Consider the following 21,798-nt stretch of genomic DNA (forward strand, 5'->3'; position numbering starts at 1 on the left):
CATACCAATTTAACTGTAATGCACCAGCTGGAGTTGTTTTTTACTGGTATTAGAAATAGACTTCTGGACTTGCCGCTTATAAGCCTCCAGGAGCAGCTGCAGCACTTTAAGTTAAAGCAAGTGAATTCCTATTAATGAAGTATTTATGAAAATAACGAACCGCGAAAAAGTCTACGACGGCTTTTTTAAAATGTACGAGCTTACTGTAGAGCAAAATGGCCACAGCTACACCCGCGAGCAATTCGATAGAGGCGATGCCGTGGCAGCCCTGGTTTTTGATACCGAAGACCAGCAGTATGTGCTAACGAAGCAATTCAGGATTGGCTCGGAGACGGAGTTGGTGGAGATTGTGGCAGGAATGGTGGATACCGGAGAGGCACCAGAAGTGAGCATAGCCCGCGAAATTGAAGAAGAGATCGGCTACCATGTTAACCACATCGAGCACCTGTATACTTTTTATTCATCGCCGGGAGGTTGCACCGAACGGGTGCTGCTGTACTATGCAGAAGTATCGCACCAACATGCCGCAGGAGGTGGCAAAGAAGGAGAGCACGAAAACATTGAAATTGTACGCTACAGCCCTCTCGAATTTGATGCCGAGGAGTTCAGCGATGCTAAAACTATTGTTGCTCAGCTCTGGATGCGCCTCAGGAAGGGGATTAAGAAATAGAAGAGGCGTGACCATATAGCTAAACCTGCTATGGTGACATGCCTCTTCTATCTAATATATCTAGTGCTTCGCCAAATTAAAAATAAAGATGGCGCGATCGTCCTCGCTCGTGTTGATTATGCTGCGGCTTTTGGCCGTTCTGAAGCTCTTTTGCAGGGGGCACATCATTTAAAAAATTAATTTAGAGGAGCACTTGCTAAGTTACTCCCGCATACTGCCGAGCATGCTCCGCGTATCTGCTGCTGCTTCCAGGGTCAGAAATTCAGCTTGCAGAGTTTTAATTTTTACTTTATCCGCTGTAGCAAGTTGGTTGTCGAACTGGCGGGTTCGCTGGTTCAGCAGGCCATACACGTGGTCCACGTAATCCCAGTCATCAAGGGTCCAGTTCTGTCGCTTTGCCCGCACTTCTCCCATAAAAGTTAGGTATGCCTGCCGCGCATTTTGGTTTGTAATTTTGCTGAGGTCGCTGTACTCGCGTAGCAGCTGGTCTTGCCACTGGCTTAGTTTCTGGGCATCGAGTGGTGTTTGCTGCCTGCGTTCCTGCCGCGCTTCCCACTGTTGGTACTGGCCTTTTAAGCGCTCATACTCTGCCTTAGATCGCACCGATAAACTATCTAAGCGTGCTTCTACCTGGGCTGTTCGTTTCTTGAATTCTTCGCGGGTTTCTGTGCCTCTGTTCGTGCCGGAAGAGTCGCTGCTGCTTGTTTTGCTTGCCATCCACTCCCTGAAATCGGCCAGTTGATCTTCGGCTGTTTTACCTGTTTTAACCACTGTTAATGTGTCTTTGCTCTGGGTGGTGTCTAAAATCCGCTCGGTCGTATTATCTGCCGTCCTGTTGCCATCGCAAGCCCACAGCAGGGTTGTGGAAAGCAGTAAGGCCAGGAAATTTTTAGTTATAGGTATCTTTTTCATGGGTTTGTCTTGGTAGTTGTATCTGCTCATTCTTACGCTATCAGCACACATGTGTTCTTGCCATATACTACCTACTTGCTTCAGCCAGATTATTCTAATGAAATCAGCCTTCAAATAGATGTAAGACCTTTAGTAATTAAGAGTTATGAGTTGATTTTTATTCTCTCAATCACGCAATCGAAATTTCTCCAAATTAACCATTTAGCGATCAACAACTAACAATCAGCAACCAAATTATTCTAATGAAAATGGCCTTCAGAGAGTTTCAACAGAAAAATCAGCCAAGGGTATTTAAGGCAGTATAGGCTTATCTTTACTTATTCCATCGCCGTAGCTGAAATGGTCGCTTACGGTTACCGGAAGTTTGCCTCTGGCTGGTAATCCTCCGAACAGGAGCTTGGCTGCTGCTTCCTGAGCGTGGTAGTGTGGCTGGTACGCCAGCAATAAACCGTTGCTTTTGTGTATACCCGTAAACTGACTAAGCGTGTAGGGGTTATCAAAAAGCGTTATAAAAGATTTCTGCGAAATAGACAGGTGATGAATTAAAGCGGTGGTGTGGGCGGAGTAGCCCAGGTTGTTACTTGGCCGTATGCTGGGCCCGTAGAGTGCCACCAGCACCACGTCGTAGGAGCGGAGCTGTTGCTGTAGCTTCTTTGTCTCTTTCGCGTTAGCCTTTCTGGAAATTACAAAGTCAGTTGTTTTAGCGTATTTCTTCAGCTCCCGCTGAAAGGCGGTAGGCCGTATGGCTCCAAATGAAACTGTGGCTATTTTCAGGTTGCGGCGTGGGCGCACCGGCAGCATCCGTTTTTCATTCTTCAGCAGCGTGAGGGCCGCCTCTGCAATGGCCCGGTTTGTACTATCGGCCTCCGGAGGGTTCAGGTCCTTGTACAGGTTCTCCAGTTCAATGGGTTTGTAGTTATCCAGCCCGACCCATTGCTTGGCTGCCAGCATTTTTTTGCATCTTTTCTCTATTTCCTCCAATGGCAGCTCGCCGTTTTCAATGGCTTCTTTAACAGCGGCCACGGCTTTTTCTACACTGTTCAGGCGTTCCAGTATGTCGTTTCCTGCTATGAGGGCTCGTGCTTCAGCCTCACCAGGCGGAAAAAACTTGGTTACGCCTTTCATAACCATGGCATCTGTAAAGGTTAGCCCTTTAAAGCCTAATTCATTTTTAAGCAAATCGGTTACAATGGGTTTAGAGAGGGTAGAGGGCAGGTTCTGGGTAGAGTCGAGCTGCGGAATGTGCATGTGTGCTACCATAATGCCACCTATGCCATTTCTGATAAGCTCCCGGAACGGGTACATCTCCAGTGAGTCGAGCCGTTTCCGGTTAAACGGAATAACAGGGAGGTCGTGGTGTGAGTCTATGTCTGTATCGCCGTGGCCCGGAAAATGCTTGGCCGTAGCAATAATGCCGTTTTCCTGCATGCCTCGCATAAAGGCCAGGCTCTTTGCTGTAACTGCCAGCCGGTTCTCGCCAAACGATCTGTAGCTGATGATCGGGTTATTAGGATTATTGTTTATGTCAGCTACCGGAGCAAAGTTTACGTGCATACCCAGGCGCTTAAACTCACGGCCAATTTCAGCGCCCATGCGGTACACCAGCCCATTGTCTTCTACAGCGCCCAGCATCATCTGGAAAGGGTACTGCACCGTGCTGTCGAGGCGCATGCCAATGCCAGTTTCAGCATCCATGGTTATGAGCAGGGGCACCTTAGAGGCAGCCTGGTACGTATTTGTCAGCTTTGCCTGTCGTACCGGCCCGCCCTGAAAAAAGATGAGCCCTCCGATCCTATGCTTCTGAATAAGTTGCAGGACTTCGGCTTCGTATTTAGGGCCCTTGTTCGAAAATGCCTCGATCACGATTAGCTGCCCAATCCGCTCCTCCAGCGTAAGGGTATTGTAAACAGAATCTACCCAACCCGAAGGATTCTCGAGGGCATCGAGAAGGTTTACAGCCCCGGCCCTTGGTTTCTCTGGCGGAAGTATGGCAATGCTCTCTATTTTTTTTGAGATAACATTTTTCTTTGTGCCGGCACTCTCGCAACCTCCAGCCAAAAAAGACGAAACGCATAGCAACCCCAGGGCCCACTTCTGCAGTGTTTTTACTTTTTCCGAACCTGATTTTAAATTTAAGAGGAACATATAAAACCATTGATGCAACAAGTACATACTGCCATTTGCTTTTTAGGTTCCGTTACTTAGGAAACCAATGCTAAAATCGGCCGCCTATGCGCAGGAAGTGCGGTTATTTTTCTGTTACTGAATCCCTCGCTCGTCAGCTAAGGCATAAAAAAAAGCGGACTTTTCAGCCCGCTTTACTTATACTATAATTCCTGAATTAGAAAGGAAGATCGTTGTCGGCATCGCTGCTGTAGAACGAAGGTGCTGCATCGGCAGGAGCTTGCTGAGAGCCAGCAGGGGCACCAAAAGAGCCTGCTCCTCCGGCCTCTATACGCCAGGCCTGCAGGTTAGTGAAATACATAGTGGTTCCATTTTTTACAAATGGCTTGCCAGTCAGGTTAAAAGTAACTTTTAGTTCGTCACCCGCCTTAAATTGATTAAGCAGCGAGCACTTGTCTTGCGTTAATTGGAACTTAGGGTATTGGGTATACTGCCCATCCGGAATTTCAAGCACAAATTCCCGCTTTTTGAACTTATCACTCACTTGTTGTTCATCAAACACTTCGTAAAGCTTACCTTGGATTTCAAACGACATATTACAATTTTATTTATTTAGAAGAAGCAAAGATACTCATTTCGGGGCAATTTAAGGAGCCAAAGGCCGTACTATCGGTATTTTTTTTGCCGCTGCTGGTCCTGATAACTGCCTTTGCCAAACCGGCGTACACGTAAGGCAGCTACTGAATTAAATGCACCAGCTTATGAAAAACATTGCCATTGCCCTGCACGGAGGAGCCGGCACCATCTTGCCCGCCTCCATGACTCCAGAAAAAGAAAAAGCCTATAAAGCTGGCCTGCAACATGCCACAGATGCCGGATATGCGGTATTGGCAGCAGGAGGAACTTCCCTGGATGCCGTGGAGCAGGCGGTTGTTTCGTTAGAGAATTGTCCGCTGTTCAATGCTGGCAAAGGCGCGGTTTTCACAAAAGAAGGCAAGCACGAAATGGATGCGGCCATAATGTGTGGCCAAACCCTGGCAGCGGGTGCTGTGGCAGGCGTGCGAGGCATTAAAAACCCCGTAACCTTAGCTCGCGCAGTTATGGAACGTTCCGAATATGTTTTGCTAAGCGGGTCTGGTGCAGAGGAGTTTGCCCGAAATCTGGAACTGCCTTTTGCTCCTGAAGCTTATTTTAACGATGCCTACAGGTACAAGCAATGGCAAGAGATCCGGGATTCAGAAAATTTTCAGCTGGACCATTCAGAGGAGAAAAAATTTGGTACGGTAGGAGCAGTGGCCCTCGATGCATCAGGTAATGTGGCAGCGGCAACCTCAACAGGTGGCATGACAAACAAACAGTTTAACCGCGTTGGCGACACTCCTATAATAGGTGCCGGCACGTATGCCAATAATCTTACCTGTGCCATTTCCTGCACCGGCCACGGCGAGTACTTTTTAAGAGCCGTGGTGGCCTACGATATTTCCTGCCTGATTGAATACAAAGGGCTGTCGTTGCAGGAGGCTTGCCAAAAAGTGGTGCTGGAAAAACTGGTGGCCTTTGGAGGAGAAGGAGGGCTGGTAGCTGTAGACACCTCAGGTAACCTGGCGCTGCCTTTTAACTCTGAAGGCATGTACCGCGCCTCCAAAGCAGCAGGCCAGGAAACTACTGTAGCGATCTATAAATAATCACCTCAACAAAAATACCCTTGGCGAATTTAAAGTTAAAAGTCTTCTGAAGGCATATTTCATTCAAATAATTCAACTAACCCTGGCTTTAAGTAACCTAAAAAACCGGTGCTACTGCCACTATTCAGGTTGTTCTTTTAGCTGCGCGAGTTGTAGTGCTTCTTTGTCTTTGTAAAAAACGCGGGAATCGATGTCGTAAATGTTGCCTTTGGCCAGCACGTGCATGAGCATGTTCTCAATGGCAACCGGTTTTCCGCGTTCTATTTCGCTGATGTTGGAATACCCGAGCACGTGCCCATCGATTATCACCACCAGGTTAGAGCCAATGGTTTCTATCAGGTGACCGCCGGTAATAAGCACTCCTGTGTCTTCGCCCAAACCGATGCCGACTGTTTTGGGGTGCGATACAACAGCTTCCATTAAACGGCCAAACCTACCCCGTATAATAAAGTGAGAATCAATGATTACGCCGCCCATCAGACCCAGGCCCTGGCTGATACGCACAGAGCCCTTCAGAAGCGACTCTTTGGCGCTGCCTCCCCTGATCATGATCTCTGACATGGCCATGGCACCCGCACTCGTGCCTGCTATTACGAAGTCCTCGTTTGTGTACCGGTCTACCAGAATATCTAAGAAAGGGGAGTTGCTGAAAAAGCGGGTTAGCCTGCTCTGGTCACCACCACTGAACATGATGCCATCGGCTTGGCGCAGGCGCTCCAGGTTAGCCGGCTGGTGTGCTTCAGCTGCTTCCTTTATGTGCATCAGCCCAATTTCTTCGCAGCCCAAAATACCAAAAGCACTCTGGTAACGCTCGCCCACCTCTTCTGGAATAAGCGAAGCAGAGGTTACAACTTCTATTCTAGGCCGCTCTACCGGAATCTCAGCTAAAAATCTTTTCAGAATTCCTAACTCAAAAAAATCGAGGTAATATTTCTTTTTTGACTGAGAAGTAGGGTAACTGCCTTTGTCCTCGTTTCCACCGACTGCTATAAGTTTACCTTTTGGTTTGTTCACTGCTTAGGTTTCTGTTTTATAATTTATAATAGTTGCGTCTCTGAGGCTACAAAAAACTTAATTGTTATGCCTTTTGCAAGAACTTCCTTGTTTATTATAGCTTAGGCTCCTCTACCGGCTGTGAGTATTGTTCCTTCTTATGGCCAATGCTACAGGTGTGGCTTGCTCTACCTCAAGTACCTGAATTGAGGTTAATTCGTTGCCAGAAGGATTTTAAAAGTGTTTGAGTCTACAGTTTAACAGAAAGGTTATTCTAACGCCACTATATAAGAAAAAACCTATTTAAACCCTTTCGCTATTAATATTCGGCCATCTACCCTAAATAAGTTATATTTTTTCAACCCACCTCAAGCTCTGTCGTATAGTACACCACAAGACAATTACTTTATTACTTAGATACACCGTAAACCTTTCCAAGCTATGAAACTTAATAATCTGAATGACCTGCTATTGCATGAGTTGAAAGACATTTACAGCGCAGAAAACCAAATTACAAAAGCGCTGCCGGCCATGATGAAGGCATGTAGCTCCGAAAAATTAAAGAGTGCGTTTCAGGATCACCTGGAAGTAACCGAGCGGCAGATAGATCGCCTGGAAAAAGTTTTTGAATTGATGGGCGAGAAGGTGAAAGGAGAGAAATGCAAGGCCATGGAAGGCATTATTAAAGAGGCTGAATCGATGATGAGTGAGAAAGCTGATGCCGATGTGATGGATGCTGCCTTAATTGCCAGTGCTCAACGTGTAGAACATTATGAAATTGCCGCCTATGGCACTGTCTGCACTTTTGCCAAACAACTCGGCTTAACCGATGTGGCAGATCTGCTGCACCAGACACTGGAAGAAGAAAAAACCACAGACCAGTTGCTGACGCAGATCGCAGAATCCAATATTAACCTGAAAGCGCAATAATAAGCGAATAAAACACACGCAACCAACTGCTGGTTGCTATGCTATGGATAAATCCTCTTTCCTTCCCCGAGCTAATACGCCGGTCAGAAGTTGAAAGAGGATTTTCATTTTTAGTAGCTGTTAGCATAGAGCTGTGCTAAATAATTGACGTTGCCCATTCTTTTAGAACATGGCTATTGACAATTAGATGCACTAATTATTCGAATACAATTACCCTCCGGAAGCTTAAACTTGATTTTTATGCCAAGGGTATAAATACAAAACAGCCCCGCACGTATAGGTGCGGGGCTGTTTACTTATAGTACTAAAACTACGGGAATGGCTAGATTACATCATGCCGCCCATACCGCCCATGCCACCTGGCATAGATGGAGCACCTTTCTCTTCTTCAGGATCTTCTGATACTACACATTCGGTAGTAAGCAGCAGACCAGCAATAGAAGAAGCATTTTCAAGGGCGAGGCGAGTCACTTTAGTTGGATCTATGATACCGGCAGCAAACATGTTCTCATATTTGTCGTCGCGGGCATTGTAGCCATAATCAGCTTTGCCTTCGCGAACAGCCTGCACCACCACAGAACCTTCGCCACCTGCATTAGAAACAATTGTTCTAAGCGGAGACTCCAGTGCTGTTTTAATGATCTGAACACCAGTTTGCTCATCAGCGTTATAAACGTTCACATTGTTAAGGGCATCTAAAGCACGGATCAGAGCAACACCACCACCAGCTACAATACCTTCTTCAACGGCAGCACGAGTAGCATGCAAGGCATCGTCTACACGGTCTTTCTTTTCTTTCATCTCAACTTCAGTAGAAGCACCAATGTAAAGAATAGCTACACCACCAGACAGTTTCGCCAAACGCTCCTGCAGTTTCTCTTTGTCATAGTCAGATGTAGTAGACTCCATCTGAGACTTGATCTGGTTAACACGTGCTACGATATCATCTTTCTGGCCGGCACCATTTACTATAGTGGTGTTGTCTTTGTCGATGATGATTTTTTCGGCAGTACCCAGGTAATCAAGTGTTGCGTTCTCAAGCTTGTAACCACGCTCTTCAGATATAACGGTACCACCAGTCAGGATGGCAATATCTTCGAGCATTGCTTTTCTGCGGTCGCCGAAGCCAGGAGCTTTAACAGCGGCAATTTTAAGCGAGCCACGCAGTTTGTTTACTACCAAAGTTGCAAGGGCTTCACCATCAACATCTTCAGAAATGATGATAAGGCCTTTACCAGTCTGAACAACTTGCTCCAATACCGGAAGCAGTTCTTTCATGGTAGATACTTTTTTGTCGTAGATCAGGATGTACGGGTTGTCGAACTCCGCTTCCATTTTCTCGGCGTTGGTTACGAAGTAAGGCGACAGGTAACCGCGATCAAACTGCATACCTTCTACAGTTTTCACCTCAGTTTCAGTACCTTTTGCTTCTTCTACCGTAATTACACCGTCTTTCCCAACTTTGTCCATGGCATCGGCAATCATTTTACCAATTTCAGGATCGTTGTTGGCAGAGATAGTACCTACCTGTGCAATTTCAGAAGAGTTCTCGATTTTTTTAGACTGAGCTTTCAGGTTCTCAACAACCAGCGTTACGGCCTTGTCGATACCACGCTTCAGGTCCATTGGGTTGGCACCTGCTGCCACGTTTTTAATACCGGCCGTGTAAATAGCCTGCGCCAACACAGTAGCAGTAGTAGTACCGTCACCAGCCTGGTCAGCAGTTTTAGAGGCAACCTCTTTCACCAGCTGAGCACCCATGTTCTCGATCGGGTCTTTCAGATCGATCTCTTTCGCTACTGATACACCGTCTTTTGTAATGGTAGGCGCACCAAATTTCTTGTCGATAATAACATTACGGCCTTTAGGACCTAACGTTACTTTTACAGCATTAGCCAATTTGTCAACGCCAGCTTTAATCTTGCTGCGCGCGTCGCTATCGAATGTGATGTTTTTAGACATGGTTATTTTTTTCTGATTAAGATTTGTTTTGATAGATTAAAGAATAGCCAGAATGTCAGACTCACGCATGATCAGGTAGTCTTCACCATCTACAGGTATTTCCTGACCTGCATACTTGCCATACAACACTTTATCTCCTACTTTAACCTGTGGTTCAATAAGTGTACCCTGATCAGATACTTTTCCAGCACCTACGGCAACTACTTCACCTTGCTGTGGTTTTTCTTTAGCAGTATCAGGAATGATAATACCTGACTTAGTTTTTTCTTCTGCTGCAGCAGGAGCTACGATTACTCTGTCTGCTAATGGTTTAATGCTGATTGACATAGTTTGTATAAACGTTAAGTTTTATTATGGTTATAGATTAAACTTTGAAACCATAGTGCCTAGTATCATTTCTTGTGCCAATAGTTAAATACTGCCATTATAAGCCATTTTTGCAGCTTTTGATCTGCCATTCCTGACAGGCCGGTCCGCTACTGTCACTATAGACAGAACTTTTCTGCTTTTGAACCTGACAGCTTTACCAGCCGGACAATAAAAAAGCCGGCTCATGGCCGGCTTTTTTATCTATTTCATTATTAACTAGTCTTGATTTGCAGTGTCTATCATGTCTGGAATATCAGCTGCATCCGGAATTGCCATGGTGCTGTCTTCGCCTGGTATGGTGGCAGCAGGACCGGCAGGTAACTGCGACTGACGTGCACGCTCTTCGTTTACGCTTCTGTTAATGGAAGACTCGCCAGAAGAGTCGAGCATCATGTGGGTGCCTAATGTTAACACTACCAGTGCTATAGCAAAGCCCCAGGTAAGTTTCTCCAGTAAATCGCCTGTACGTTTAACGCCCATCAGCTGGCTGGCTCCACCGCCACCAAACTGGCTGGAAAGGCCGCCCCCTTTAGGGTTTTGAGCAAGTACAACTAATACGAGCAGTACGCAAACAAAAATAATGATACTGATTAAGGCGATATACATTTTAGTTTAAGTTTTGTAATTTTTCTATTTGTTCGGCAAAGTAAGATTTTTTTTCCGGATTTTTCAACATCAGCTGCTCATATATTTTAATTGCTTTCCTGGCTTTGCCTTGCTGAATAAAAATATTGGCCAGGTTCTCTGAGGCCATGCCTTTGCGTATCTTGGTGCTTTTCAGCGATAAATCTTCCTGTGGTTCCGGCTTTATTTTAAGGTTAACCATTGTTTTAAGCCGTGGGTTCAATTTGAGGAACTGGTCTATTATATCTAACTGGTGGCTTAAAATATTGGTAACGGGCTGCACCGCCTTCTCCAGCTCATGCGTTTTGCTGTACTCCAGTATCAGTTCCGGATGAAAACGCTGTGGCCTGGGCCGGGTGTAATCATCTTTCAGCTGCAGCACTTCGCCCATACGGCTGTTTCCCATGCTGTAGCCCAGCAGGTCGTCGGCATAAAGTTTGTCTATTTCGTCGAAGCTGTAATTAATTTCCCCGGCTGGTGCAGTAATGTCTGGAGCAGCTGTTTCTTGTTCAAAAATTCCTTCCTCTACAATCGCTGCATTATCTGCTTCTTCTGCAGGGGTAGCCAGATCAGTCACATCTGTTGCTTCATCATTGGCTAAAGCAGCTACATACTGTTCCTGGTTTTCCTGCAGGTCGTCCATAAACGAAGCTATTTCTGCAGCAGTCGTTTTCTCATCAGGGGCAGGTACGGCAGCCTGAGCCAGCAAATCGGTTGAACTGGAGCTGAGGCTGTCGATGGTAAGCAGCATGGCAAGCTCTGAATAGAACTCATTTGGTTCTGTGCTTTGTGTTACAACTACTGGTGCAGGCGCTGTCGGTGCTTCTTCTACAGTAGCATCTGGAGTGGCTGCTTCAGAAAGGTTGAGATGCGATTCTTCAACCGGTTCAACATCTTCGGGCGCGGGCTCAGTTACCTGGTCTTCTTCCGGTTCAGGGGTGGCAACAGTAAGCAGCAGTTGTGGCTGGCCGGCTGCAGGTGTGCTTCGCTCATCCTGCACCTGTAGCTGTTCTTCTTCTTCAAACTGGTCCGGCAGAATTGGTTCAGGTTGGGCTTGCTCAGCTTCGTAAACTGGTTCCAGTACAGGAGCGGTGGTATAAATAAGGCGTTTTAGCAGTTGCCGGTCCGTGGCGTAAGAAGAGGCGCGACGTAAGCGCTGGGCCGACAGCATGCTGCCTTTGTCGTAGGCAGACTTGGCCAGTAGCAGGTGTGCCGTCTGGCAATAAGGAAAGGCAGCAGCCACCTTTTCCAGCTCGAGTGTCTGCTGGTCTGAGATGTCTGATACGTGTTGTATCAGTTGAAGGAAGGCTGATTTGTTCATGAAGCAATGCTTTCTGATAAGCTGGTTAATTACCAGTTGGCTAATGATTTATTAAACACATCGATTGCCAGTCGCTCGGCGAGCTGGGTAATGGCTGTAGTAGGTATCTGGTTAATGTCCACGTCCTGCGCAAAATCCTGCGAAATAGAAAATGTCTGATCAAAATCGTCTTCAGAATTTTTGGTGTTCGTGAAGCGCACCTTTACGCCAAGAGTCAGACGGTTAAGGCTGGCGCGGTCAAAATCACCTTCGCGCTGCACTGCCGCCGGCGTAATACTAAAGCTAACAATTTCTCCTTCTACTTGCAAGTCGCCTTCGCGCTGCAGCATGTTCAGGTTGGTGTTTCGCTGGTAATATTCTTTAAAAGTGTTTGTCACGACCTGTGTCAGGTTGGCCGGACCTTCACCTGATGCATTCTCGAAGTTCTGGATGGAGATCGTTCTGATGTCGGGGCTGATGTTAACGCCGGTAAACGAATAAACACCGCATCCGCTGGTAAGCAGGAGCAGCAGGCAGCTCATAACCAAATAAAATTTACTCTTCAATATCATACTGCTTTAGTTTGCGGTAAAGTGTTCTTTCAGAAATGCCCAGATCCTGGGCGGCATATTTCCGTTTGTTGTTGTGCTTTTTAAGCGCTTTCAGAATCAGCTCTTTTTCTTTGTCTTCGAGCGAAAGGCTTTCTTCCTCGGTTTCGTGCGGAATGTCTTCTACTTTTTGCTCTTCTTCGTACTCATGGTTCTTAGGCTGACCAACCGGCAAGTAGTAACCTTCCTGGTGCTCTTGCTGGTAAGGCCTGCCATTAAAGGCATGGTGGTGGTCAATGTTCTCGAACAGGTGGCTGTGCTCTTTCAGAAGCTCCGTATCGTTTTCAGATGGTCCGTGTGTCAGCAACTCAAATACCAGCTTTTTCAGCTCCGACACATCGCGGCGCATGTCGAACAGCACCTTGTAAAGCAGGTCGCGCTCCGAAAAACTGTGGTCGCCTCCTTTAGGATCCTTGTTGAGCAGGGCAGGCAGGTTCGATTGCTCCTTCGGCAGATAATGCAGCATTTTAGCAGCGTCAATTTCCCTGTCATATTCCAGAACGGAAATCTGCTCTACAATATTTTTAAGCTGTCTGATGTTTCCCGGAAATCTGTATCGGAGCAGTACCTGTATGGCATCAGGCGTAAGGGTAACAGGTTTTACTTTGTATTTATCTGAAAAGTCGCTGGCAAATTTCCTGAACAGCAAATAAATATCATCGCCCCGGTCGCGGAGCGGAGGTACAGCAATAGGAACAGTGTTGAGCCGGTAATACAGGTCTTCTCGAAACTGGCCTTTTTCAACTGCATGCAGCAGGTTCACGTTGGTGGCAGCTACCACACGCACATCAGTTTTCTGTACTTTAGAAGATCCCACTTTTATAAATTCGCCATTTTCCAGCACGCGCAACAGGCGGGCCTGCGTACCTAAAGGCATTTCACCTATTTCATCCAGGAAAATAGTGCCTCCATCGGTTACTTCAAAGTAGCCTTTCCGTGCCTCCTGAGCACCTGTAAACGAGCCTTTCTCGTGCCCGAAAAGCTCCGAATCGATAGTGCCCTCTGGTATTGCGCCGCAGTTAATGGCAATAATCTGCCCGTGTTTCCGTGGGCTCAGGTTATGAATTATTTTTGAGAACGACTCTTTCCCACTGCCACTCTCCCCGGTAATCATCACGGTCATGTCGGTAGGGGCCACCTGCACAGCCACCTGAATAGCATGGTTCAGCAACGGAGAATTACCGATTATCCCGAACCGTTGCTTTATGCTCTGTATATCTATATTGCGCATTTTTTAGATTTGAAGATTTAAGAATTTGGAGATTTGAAGATGGTTAAACTTGGAATTTTTAGGTCTGGTCTGATTAAAGAGGGTTTTATTTCCTGTTTAAATCATCTTCCGAAACACTTCCTCATCTTCAAATTTCCAAATCTTCAAATTTGAAAATTAATCAACTGCTTCCCCAAACAGGGTGCCTACGCTGCAGTCGTTAACGAACACGTTCACGTAGTCTCCTTTTTTATAGTGTTTCTTCGGGAAGATAACCACTTTGTTTTGGTCGTTGCGGCCACTTAGGTATTCATCCGATTTTTTAGAGAAGTTCTCCACCAGCACTTTATGCACCTTGCCTATAGCTATCTGGTTCCGGATGTAGGAGTGCTCGCGCTGCCTGTCAATTACTTCTGCCAAACGTCTTTTCTTCGTTTCCAGCGGAATGTCGTCTTCTAGTTTACGGGCTGCTAAGGTGCCGGGCCTTTCGGAGTAGAAGAACATGTAGGCGTAGTCGTACTGCACGTAATCCATGAGCGAGAGGGTGTCCTGGTGCTCTTCTTCAGTTTCGGTGCAGAAGCCAGAGATCATATCGGAGGAGATACCGCAATCTTCACCCAGAATAGAACGGATGGCATTTACCCGGTTGATGTACCAGTCACGGTCGTAGGTGCGGTTCATGAGTTCCAGCACGCGCGAATTGCCACTCTGGGCAGGCAGGTGTATATATTTGCAGATGTTGTCGTACTTCTTCATAGTGTACAACACTTCATCGGTTATATCTTTCGGGTGGGAAGTAGAGAAACGAACACGCAGCTCAGAATGCACAAGCGCCACTTTCTCCAGCAGTTGGGCAAAATTCACCATCTCTGTGCCATCTTCAGAAGCCCATTTGTAAGAATCTACGTTCTGGCCCAGCAGTGTTACTTCTTTGTAGCCTTGTGTTACCAGGTCCTGCACTTCCTGCACAATAGAATGCGCATCGCGGCTGCGTTCACGGCCCCGGGTAAAGGGCACCACGCAGAAAGAGCACATGTTGTCGCAGCCCCGCATAATAGACACGAAAGCTGATACGCCGTTGCTGTTCAGGCGAATCGGGTTGATGTCGGCATATGTCTCTTCGCGCGACAACAGCACGTTAACTGCTTTCTGACCGCCATCTACTTCATTAATCAGGTTTGGCAGATCACGGTAAGCGTCGGGGCCTACCACCAGGTCTACAATCTTTTCCTCTTCCAGCAGGGCTTTTTTAAGGCGCTCAGCCATACAGCCCAACACTCCCACGACCAAACCAGGCTTCTTTTTCTTGAAATAATTGATCTGCCCCAGGCGGTTTCGCACTGTCTGCTCCGCCTTCTCGCGGATGGAGCAAGTGTTCAGAAATACCACATCGGCAAGTTCAATCTGGGAGGTTGTGTCGAAACCTTCTTTGAACATGATAGATGATACGATCTCGCTATCAGAGAAATTCATCTGGCAGCCGTAGCTTTCGATATATAATTTCCTAGAACGGCCTGTGTTTGTTTCCTGGGTCACTTTCGTGTCGCAGGAGGCAGCAGCGGTAGCTTGTTCCGGGGTGCGGTTGTCAATAAAATCTAAGTCTGTTACTAATGAATCCATTCTCATTCCTTTTCAGCTACAAATATACAAAAAGAAACAAATGCATGTGACAGAATGGCAGAAAGGTTTTACAGGAGTAGGAGGGGAGAATGGTTTTAAGGGCAAGGCAGGCAGCAGAGTCGGCGACAGTTCACCTGCCATCTCTGCAACTGATGTGAACTTTATGATCCGGAAAATTATTTACTTCAGGTAAATTACAGGTTGAGCTCCTGCTCCTTAGCTTCCGGAAAGAAGAAAATTAAGTATCTTTGGAGTTCAGTTACTCAACACCTAAAGCCACACCGGCAGCGCATTTTATTACAGATGGACATCAGAGAGGCACGCGAAGCACTTAAACTTTATTTTGGCTACGACCAGTTCAGGCCGATGCAGGAGCAGATTATCACGAACGTACTGAAGCAGCAGGATGTGGTGGTGCTAATGCCGACCGGTGGCGGAAAATCGATCTGCTACCAGGTGCCTGCGGTGGTGATGCCTGGCGTTTGTGTGGTAGTGTCGCCACTTATTGCCCTGATGAAGGACCAGGTGGAGGCACTGCTGGTAAACGGCATACCGGCGGCTTACCTGAACAGTTCTCAAAATGCAAGCGACCAATACGAGATAGAGAGCAAGTGCCTCAAGGGTCAGCTGAAGCTGCTTTATGTGTCGCCGGAGAAGCTGCTGTCGGCTGGGTTTTTCTCTTTTCTGAAGCGACTGAAAGTATCGTTGTTCGCCGTAGATGAGGCACACTGTATTTCAGCCTGGGGCCACGATTTCAGGCCGGAATACACGCAGCTGCGCGCCCTGAAACAGCAATTTCCGCAGGTGCCTGTTATCGCTTTAACCGCCACAGCCGATCGGCTTACCAAAAAAGATATTCAGGAGCAGTTGCATCTGCAGCAGCCCGAAGTATTTATAGCTTCTTTTGACAGACCTAACATTAACCTGAGCGTACGCCCAGGCCGTGACCGGTATAAGCGCATACTGGAGTTTCTGGACAGGCACCAGGGGCAACCGGGTATTATTTATTGCCTGAGCCGGAATTCTACTGAGTCGTTGGCAGGTAAGCTGAAGAAAGAAGGCTACAATGCTACTTACTACCATGCAGGCATGAGCGCCAACCAGCGTGCCAAGGCCCAGGAAGACTTTCTGCGTGACAACGTGCAGCTGGTTTGTGCCACCATCGCCTTTGGCATGGGCATCGACAAATCGAATGTGCGCTGGGTTATTCATTACAACCTGCCAAAGAACATCGAAAGTTATTACCAGGAAATAGGCCGTGCCGGTCGTGACGGAGCCAAATCGGATGCGCTCTTGTTTTATAGTTACAGCGATGTGATGAACCTGCGCAGCATGCTGACCGAGGGCGAGTCGAAGCAGACTGAGCTGCAGCTGGTGAAGCTGGAGCGCATGCAGCAATTTGCAGAGGCAGCCATTTGCCGCCGAAGGATTCTGCTGCAGTATTTCGGCGAGAGCCAGAGCAAAAATTGTGGCAACTGCGACATCTGCCGGAACCCGCCTACCACCTTCGATGGAACCCTGATAGCCCAGAAAGCCCTTTCTGCCATTGCCCGCACCCAGGAAAAAGCGAATATGGGCCTGCTGATAGATGTATTGCGCGGCTCCAGGAGCAGCCAGGTGCTGCAATCAGGTTTCGATAGAATTAAAACGTATGGTGCCGGCCGCGACGTGAATTCAATGGACTGGCAGCGCTACCTGCACCAAATGATAAACGCCGGACTTGTTGAAATGGCCTATGACCAGAATTACAGCCTGAAACTGACAGAGCAGAGCAAGAAGGTACTTTTCGAGAATAGGAAAGTAGAGCTGGTGAAGTTTGAGGAAGTGAAGCAGGTGGAGGCACCATTAGTTAAAGCCAGACCAAAAAAGGAGCTTATAAAAGATGCTTTGTTTGAGCGTTTACGTGGCCTGCGGAAGCGGTTAGCCGATGAGTATAATGTGCCGCCCTATGTAGTGTTCACCGACACCACGCTTATGGAAATGGCAGCAGAAAAACCTACGAACCGGCTTTCGATGTTAGCTATAGGAGGGGTAGGGGCTCAGAAATTTGAGCGTTATGGCGAGAATTTTATAAATGAGATTATCCGGTTTATGACAGAGGAGCAGGATAAAGGAAATAAAATTAAAGGAGCCACGCACCTGGTTACCTTCGAGGCGTACCAGCAGGGGCTATCGCCGGAGCAGATTGCTGTGCAGCGGCAACTGAACCCTGTTACCGTTTATTCGCACCTGGCAACTCTATATGAGCAAGGTTACTCTATTAAGGTAAGCGATTTTTTGACTAAAGCAGAATATAGAGCTATATCAGAGGCTATTGAAGTGCTTGGTCCAGATGCGAAGCTTAAAGAGCTGTATGAACATTTAAGTGAAGGTTACGAGTACTTTAAAATCCGGCTGTCGCAGGCGGTGTATAAAAAACAGACGAGTGGCGTATAAGAGAACATTTAGGATATCTGACAATAGTTTCAGGTATTTAAATTTTGATTATTTTAAACCTCAGGTTAGCAGGAACTTATTTGGTAAATTAGTTCTTTAAATAAAAATGCTAAACATATTAGTTTTTAGTTTAAAAATTTAGTATGTTTACAGGTATAAGCCCTACAAAGGGATATTGCCTTATTTTTAACTAATACATTTGGCAATCTGTGGATATGGTAACTTCAAACTTAAGGCATCTTAGAAAGAGCGCCGGATATACCCAAGCGCAACTGGCTGAGAAGCTAGACATTAAACGATCTTTGATCGGCGCTTATGAAGAGGGCAGGGCTGAGCCAAAATTAAGCACGCTGATAAATATAGCAGCGCACTTTCATATTACGCTCGATGACCTGATAACTCTTGACTTAAGTAATAGCACTGACCAAAGAAGTACAGACGCTTCTAAAGCAGGTGGCGGTAAACTTCGGGTTCTGGCAATAACTGTTGATCAGGATCAGAAAGAAAACATAGAACTGGTTCCTTATAAAGCAAGTGCCGGTTATTTAAATGGCTACGCAGATCCTGAGTTTATAGAAGAACTACCGCGCTTTCAGTTGCCCATGCTCGGAAGCAACGGAACCTTCAGGGCTTTTGAGATTAGCGGAGATTCTATGCTTCCTATTGCCTCTGGTACTGTCATAGTTGGTCGATTTATTGAAGATTGGCAAGCTATTAAAGACGGTACGCCTTGCATTATTGTAAGTGAAAAGGAGGGAGTCGTGTTTAAGCGCATTTACAACAAAATTCAGAATGCCTCCATGTTGCGGCTGCATTCCGATAACCCGCTGTACTCGCCCTACGAACTGCACGTAGACGACATCCTGGAAATCTGGGAGGCAAGGTCTTATATCAGTTCTACTTTCCCTATCGCTGATTTGTCCTTAGATAAACTTTCTTCTATTGTGCTCGATCTTCAGAAAGAGGTGATGAAACTGAAAAAGCTGGATTAACTTTTTAAGTAGTCTATTCTGGCTAAATAAATTTAAAGCAAAAGATCCTGCTCAATTAAGAGCAGGATCTTTTGCTTTATTGCTTCATCAATAAGCTCCTGAAACAACTCTAATTACCAACGATTAAAGAAGAAAACGCTTATTAGATGCAGATGTCTTGATTAAAACAAGTATAAGGAAACTACAACCTACCCTTGACTATTTTAAGAACAAATTCCTTTGGAAGGGCATTTTAATTGGAATAATTACTTTTCCAGCTTAAATGTCTACTTCAGATTTACTTATTGAAGATACTTTAACAGGCTGCAGACGATTACCCAATTTGGCTTTTAGTTTGGCGATATCAACCAGCAGGTTTTCCCGCTGACCTTTACCGGCATCCTTAATTTTCTTTGTGCCTGGGCAAATAATGTAGTCGTAGTCAAGGTCTGTTTTGGTGGCTATGTCGTAAAACGGCTCTATTACGAATCCTTCATTAAAAATTTCGATAACCTTTGTGCCAGGCCGACAAAATAAAATGCTTACCAAACCTGCGCCAGTGGCTGAAACCACGACCTCTGCGGTAGCAAACAGGTGTAACTTTTCGCGTATAGATAGTTTGCTGGAGATAATATGCTCAAAACCTAATGGCTTCAGTTCTTCCACAAGTTCCTCTTCGTTTATGACATTGCGCATACTTGAATCGCTGCGGCTAATGTAAATACGGGCAGGGGTGGCAACAGCAGATCCGTTTTGAGCCAATGGTATAAACGCAGACTTAATATAATCGCACAGCCATAGCGGCACCAACGTATGGTTTCCGCGAGGGGCAGTTGAAGCAACTACACAATCAGCGGTAATGTGTGGGTGCTCATCACCAGCGAGCAGCTTCTCTTTCGGAATCCCCAACATATCGAGCGTTTCAGTCTGGTAACTATAGCGTAAGCTAGGTACCAAAAACCAATCAATTTTATCGTACAAGCCACTTTGCCTGAGCAGGTGTAGCCGGGGCAAAACATCTATAAACCAGTGGCTGATATTATTGATGCCGGCGCCACCTGTTAAGAGCGAAAAAACAGTTCCTTTTATTTTTTTCGGACCTTTAAAGTAGCGTTGCCCAAAAATTGGATTCTCTGCTGCTGCAATAACTTTTCCATCTTTTAATCCTAATGATACATTACCGATCAGGTTATTGTATTTAGAAATAATGGCAACACTAGTTTCGTTATCGGTGTGAATTCGACCTTGCGGAACTTCAGCTACTTCGTAGTTAGTTTCTACATGTTTAACTGGTTTCCAATAATCAGAACAAGCATTAAATAAATCGTCAGAAATGTTTAGCGTAGTGCTTAGCCCAGGGTAAATAGCATGTAGCATTAACTCACCCGATCCTCCTGTGGTATTAGAGCTACCTGAAGGACTTAAACGATAAACACCAATAGGCTTATACTTCTGGTTAAACGGGATAAGTTGACGGGCAACTCTGGAGACACGTACTGAAATTTTATTATAAAGCTTATTCATATAGTTTCGATGCTCAAAAGTCATGCTACCTTACGCGGCAGAGTTGCTAAAGGCCAAAATAACGTAATCTGGAATATACAATTGTACTATATACGCTGCCAATGTCTTTTTAGCTGTGTAGCGGCCTATATTCTGTATTAGGTTTATAAATTTAAAACATTAGCTACCAGCTATATATAGCTTTAAACTGCAGTTATTCCGGCTGCTTTTGCAGCAGCAACTTATTGGTTTTGATAAAACTCAGAGATGAAATGAAACTGAAGCGCCGGATACGTTTCCTGCACCGAGCGCAGAATCCAGGATGTTTCTGCAAAAAACACCGGGTTCTCATCTTTATCATAGGCAATGTTGCTTCCTTTTAAAGAAATAAATCTTCGGAGAGCTTCTTTGTCATCTGAGGTTATCCAGCAGGCTTTGTAATAATGCAGCGTGTTAAGTTCGCAAGTAGCGCTGTATTCCTGTTTCAGCCTGAATTTTATAACATCGAACTGTAGCTCACCAACCGTGCCAATTATTTTTCGACTACCGGGTTGTTGCACAAAAAGTTGCGCTACGCCTTCATCCGTTAACTGCCTGATCCCCTTATCGAGTTGTTTTGCTTTAAAAGGATCGCGGTTAATTACTTCTTTAAAAATTTCCGGAGAGAAGCTCGGAATACCTTTAAACTGCAGTGTTTCGCCTTCTGTTAATGTATCGCCAATTTTAAAGGAGCCGGTGTCGTAAAGCCCTACTACATCGCCAGGCCAGGCTTCTTCTAACAAGCTCTTTTCGTTGGCCATAAAGCTTGTGGGGCTAGAGAAGCGTACTTTCTTCTGGAGCCGGCTGTGGTAATATTGCTGGTTTCGCTCAAATTTACCGGAGCAGATGCGGCAAAAGGCAATTCTGTCGCGGTGGTTAGGATCCAGGTTCGCATGTATTTTAAAAATAAATCCGCTGAAGCTTTTTTCTTCCGGCTCCACCACGCGTTGTGCTGCATCGCGTGGTTGTGGGTGAGGGGCCACCCGAACAAATGTGTCGAGCAGTTCCCGAACACCGAAGTTATTGATGGCGCTTCCGAAAAATACGGGTGCCAGGTAGCCTTCTTTGTAAAGCGATTCGTCAAACGGCTCATAGTAACTTTCCAGGAACTCCACATCTTCGCGCAGCTGGCCAGCAAATTTGGGTCCCAGGAGTTGTTCAAGCTGCTCACTCTGCAGGTCAGAAATAGACACAACGTCTTCTGATATCTGTGATTTATTTACAGAAAACAGGCGGAGGTCTTTTTCATAAATATTGTAAACGCCTTTAAAGTCACGGCCTATACCGATTGGCCAGCTAAGCGGCCTCACGTGTATGTTTAATTCCTTTTCCAGCTCATCCAGTAACTCGTAAGGTTCGCGGCCTTCGCGGTCGAGCTTGTTGATGTATATTATAACTGGCGTGTTCCGCATGCGGCAAACCTGCATCAGGTTCCGTGTCTGTTCTTCCACACCCTTCACGCAATCTACCACCAATATCACGCTGTCTACTGCCGAAAGTGTGCGGTACGTATCTTCTGCAAAGTCTTTGTGGCCAGGGGTATCGAGTATATTAACCTTATAACCTTTATAATCGAAGCCCATGACGGAGGTCGCCACCGATATACCTCTTTGCTTTTCGATCTCCAGAAAGTCGGAGGTAGCTGTTTTAACTATCTTATTACTTTTTACAGCACCCGCCGTTTGTATAGCGCCTCCAAAAAGGAGCAGTTTCTCGGTAAGTGTCGTTTTGCCCGCATCCGGGTGACTGATAATGGCAAAGGTTCTTCTTTTCTGAATTTCTGAGTTCGATGACATAGAGTAAAACGCTTGATGACACAGGCATTAGCACCTGGGCTATCGG

Annotated in this window: 19 protein-coding genes; 6 read left to right on the top strand and 13 right to left on the bottom strand. The window is 46.1% G+C overall.

Features of this window, described 5'->3' with window-relative positions:
* The first annotated feature begins 145 nt into the window (after nt 1-145).
* Complete coding sequence (locus tag FVR03_RS11930; RefSeq protein ID WP_147921981.1) at nt 146-670, top strand: NUDIX domain-containing protein; 525 nt, start codon at nt 146-148, stop codon at nt 668-670.
* A 201-nt stretch (nt 671-871) separates the two neighbouring features.
* Here the strand turns inward: FVR03_RS11930 and FVR03_RS11935 are convergent, their stop codons facing one another.
* The 3 genes from FVR03_RS11935 to FVR03_RS11945 all read right to left on the bottom strand — a co-directional run bounded on the left by FVR03_RS11935 (nt 872) and on the right by FVR03_RS11945 (nt 4,301).
* Complete coding sequence (locus FVR03_RS11935; RefSeq protein WP_147921982.1) at nt 872-1,582, bottom strand: hypothetical protein; 711 nt, start codon at nt 1,580-1,582, stop codon at nt 872-874.
* Between the two features lie 291 nt (nt 1,583-1,873).
* Nucleotides 1,874-3,727 (bottom strand): glycoside hydrolase family 3 protein, encoded by a 1,854-nt coding sequence (locus tag FVR03_RS11940; protein ID WP_147921983.1) that lies wholly within the window; start codon nt 3,725-3,727, stop codon nt 1,874-1,876.
* Between the two features lie 196 nt (nt 3,728-3,923).
* On the bottom strand, nt 3,924-4,301 hold the full coding sequence (locus tag FVR03_RS11945; protein ID WP_147921984.1) for a DUF3127 domain-containing protein: 378 nt from the start codon (nt 4,299-4,301) through the stop codon (nt 3,924-3,926).
* A gap of 166 nt (nt 4,302-4,467) precedes the next feature.
* Between FVR03_RS11945 and FVR03_RS11950 the strand changes: the two genes are divergently transcribed.
* Nucleotides 4,468-5,391, top strand: coding sequence for an isoaspartyl peptidase/L-asparaginase family protein (locus FVR03_RS11950; protein WP_147921985.1), 924 nt, complete (start codon nt 4,468-4,470; stop codon nt 5,389-5,391).
* Between the two features lie 120 nt (nt 5,392-5,511).
* Here the strand turns inward: FVR03_RS11950 and FVR03_RS11955 are convergent, their stop codons facing one another.
* Entirely contained in the window at nt 5,512-6,405 is an 894-nt protein-coding gene (locus FVR03_RS11955; RefSeq protein ID WP_147921986.1) for a cyanophycinase, read from the bottom strand.
* Between the two features lie 420 nt (nt 6,406-6,825).
* Between FVR03_RS11955 and FVR03_RS11960 the strand changes: the two genes are divergently transcribed.
* Nucleotides 6,826-7,314, top strand: coding sequence for a ferritin-like domain-containing protein (locus tag FVR03_RS11960; RefSeq protein WP_147921987.1), 489 nt, complete (start codon nt 6,826-6,828; stop codon nt 7,312-7,314).
* Between the two features lie 327 nt (nt 7,315-7,641).
* Here the strand turns inward: FVR03_RS11960 and groL are convergent, their stop codons facing one another.
* The 7 genes from groL to miaB form a co-directional block, all read right to left on the bottom strand.
* A complete protein-coding gene (groL, locus tag FVR03_RS11965) occupies nt 7,642-9,276 on the bottom strand; it encodes a chaperonin GroEL (RefSeq protein WP_147921988.1) in 1,635 nt (544 codons plus the stop codon).
* Nucleotides 9,277-9,312: 36 nt separating this feature from the next.
* Nucleotides 9,313-9,603, bottom strand: coding sequence for a co-chaperone GroES (gene groES, locus FVR03_RS11970; RefSeq protein WP_222707218.1), 291 nt, complete (start codon nt 9,601-9,603; stop codon nt 9,313-9,315).
* A 258-nt stretch (nt 9,604-9,861) separates the two neighbouring features.
* Nucleotides 9,862-10,251: a preprotein translocase subunit SecG gene (secG, locus tag FVR03_RS11975; protein ID WP_147921989.1), complete on the bottom strand. Its 390-nt coding sequence runs from the start codon at nt 10,249-10,251 to the stop codon at nt 9,862-9,864.
* Nucleotide 10,252: 1 nt separating this feature from the next.
* Nucleotides 10,253-11,590 carry a DUF8458 domain-containing protein gene (locus FVR03_RS11980; RefSeq protein ID WP_147921990.1) on the bottom strand — a complete coding sequence of 446 codons (1,338 nt, stop codon included), beginning with the start codon at nt 11,588-11,590 and terminating at the stop codon, nt 10,253-10,255.
* Nucleotides 11,591-11,619: 29 nt separating this feature from the next.
* Nucleotides 11,620-12,111, bottom strand: a complete 492-nt coding sequence (lptE, locus tag FVR03_RS11985) for an LPS assembly lipoprotein LptE (RefSeq protein WP_255474188.1) — start codon at nt 12,109-12,111, stop codon at nt 11,620-11,622.
* A 13-nt stretch (nt 12,112-12,124) separates the two neighbouring features.
* Complete coding sequence (locus FVR03_RS11990; protein WP_147921992.1) at nt 12,125-13,408, bottom strand: sigma-54 interaction domain-containing protein; 1,284 nt, start codon at nt 13,406-13,408, stop codon at nt 12,125-12,127.
* Between the two features lie 156 nt (nt 13,409-13,564).
* Complete coding sequence (gene miaB, locus FVR03_RS11995; protein WP_147921993.1) at nt 13,565-15,007, bottom strand: tRNA (N6-isopentenyl adenosine(37)-C2)-methylthiotransferase MiaB; 1,443 nt, start codon at nt 15,005-15,007, stop codon at nt 13,565-13,567.
* 40 nt (nt 15,008-15,047) lie between these two features.
* Between miaB and FVR03_RS24395 the strand changes: the two genes are divergently transcribed.
* The 3 genes from FVR03_RS24395 (at nt 15,048) to FVR03_RS12005 (ending at nt 18,435) form a co-directional block, all read left to right on the top strand.
* The gene (locus tag FVR03_RS24395) at nt 15,048-15,200 is read left to right on the top strand and encodes a hypothetical protein (RefSeq protein ID WP_187270140.1); all 153 of its coding nucleotides are present in this window, start codon (nt 15,048-15,050) and stop codon (nt 15,198-15,200) included.
* 110 nt (nt 15,201-15,310) lie between these two features.
* Nucleotides 15,311-17,443 (top strand): DNA helicase RecQ, encoded by a 2,133-nt coding sequence (gene recQ, locus FVR03_RS12000; protein WP_147921994.1) that lies wholly within the window; start codon nt 15,311-15,313, stop codon nt 17,441-17,443.
* A gap of 215 nt (nt 17,444-17,658) precedes the next feature.
* Nucleotides 17,659-18,435: an XRE family transcriptional regulator gene (locus tag FVR03_RS12005; RefSeq protein ID WP_369410456.1), complete on the top strand. Its 777-nt coding sequence runs from the start codon at nt 17,659-17,661 to the stop codon at nt 18,433-18,435.
* Between the two features lie 258 nt (nt 18,436-18,693).
* Here the strand turns inward: FVR03_RS12005 and FVR03_RS12010 are convergent, their stop codons facing one another.
* Both FVR03_RS12010 and FVR03_RS12015 read right to left on the bottom strand, forming a co-directional pair.
* Nucleotides 18,694-19,938: a glycosyltransferase family 61 protein gene (locus tag FVR03_RS12010; RefSeq protein ID WP_187270141.1), complete on the bottom strand. Its 1,245-nt coding sequence runs from the start codon at nt 19,936-19,938 to the stop codon at nt 18,694-18,696.
* A gap of 221 nt (nt 19,939-20,159) precedes the next feature.
* The gene (locus FVR03_RS12015; RefSeq protein ID WP_147921997.1) at nt 20,160-21,752 is read right to left on the bottom strand and encodes a peptide chain release factor 3; all 1,593 of its coding nucleotides are present in this window, start codon (nt 21,750-21,752) and stop codon (nt 20,160-20,162) included.
* Nucleotides 21,753-21,798 lie beyond the last annotated feature (46 nt).

Source organism: Pontibacter qinzhouensis (genome assembly GCF_008017455.1).
Lineage (GTDB): Bacteria > Bacteroidota > Bacteroidia > Cytophagales > Hymenobacteraceae > Pontibacter > Pontibacter qinzhouensis.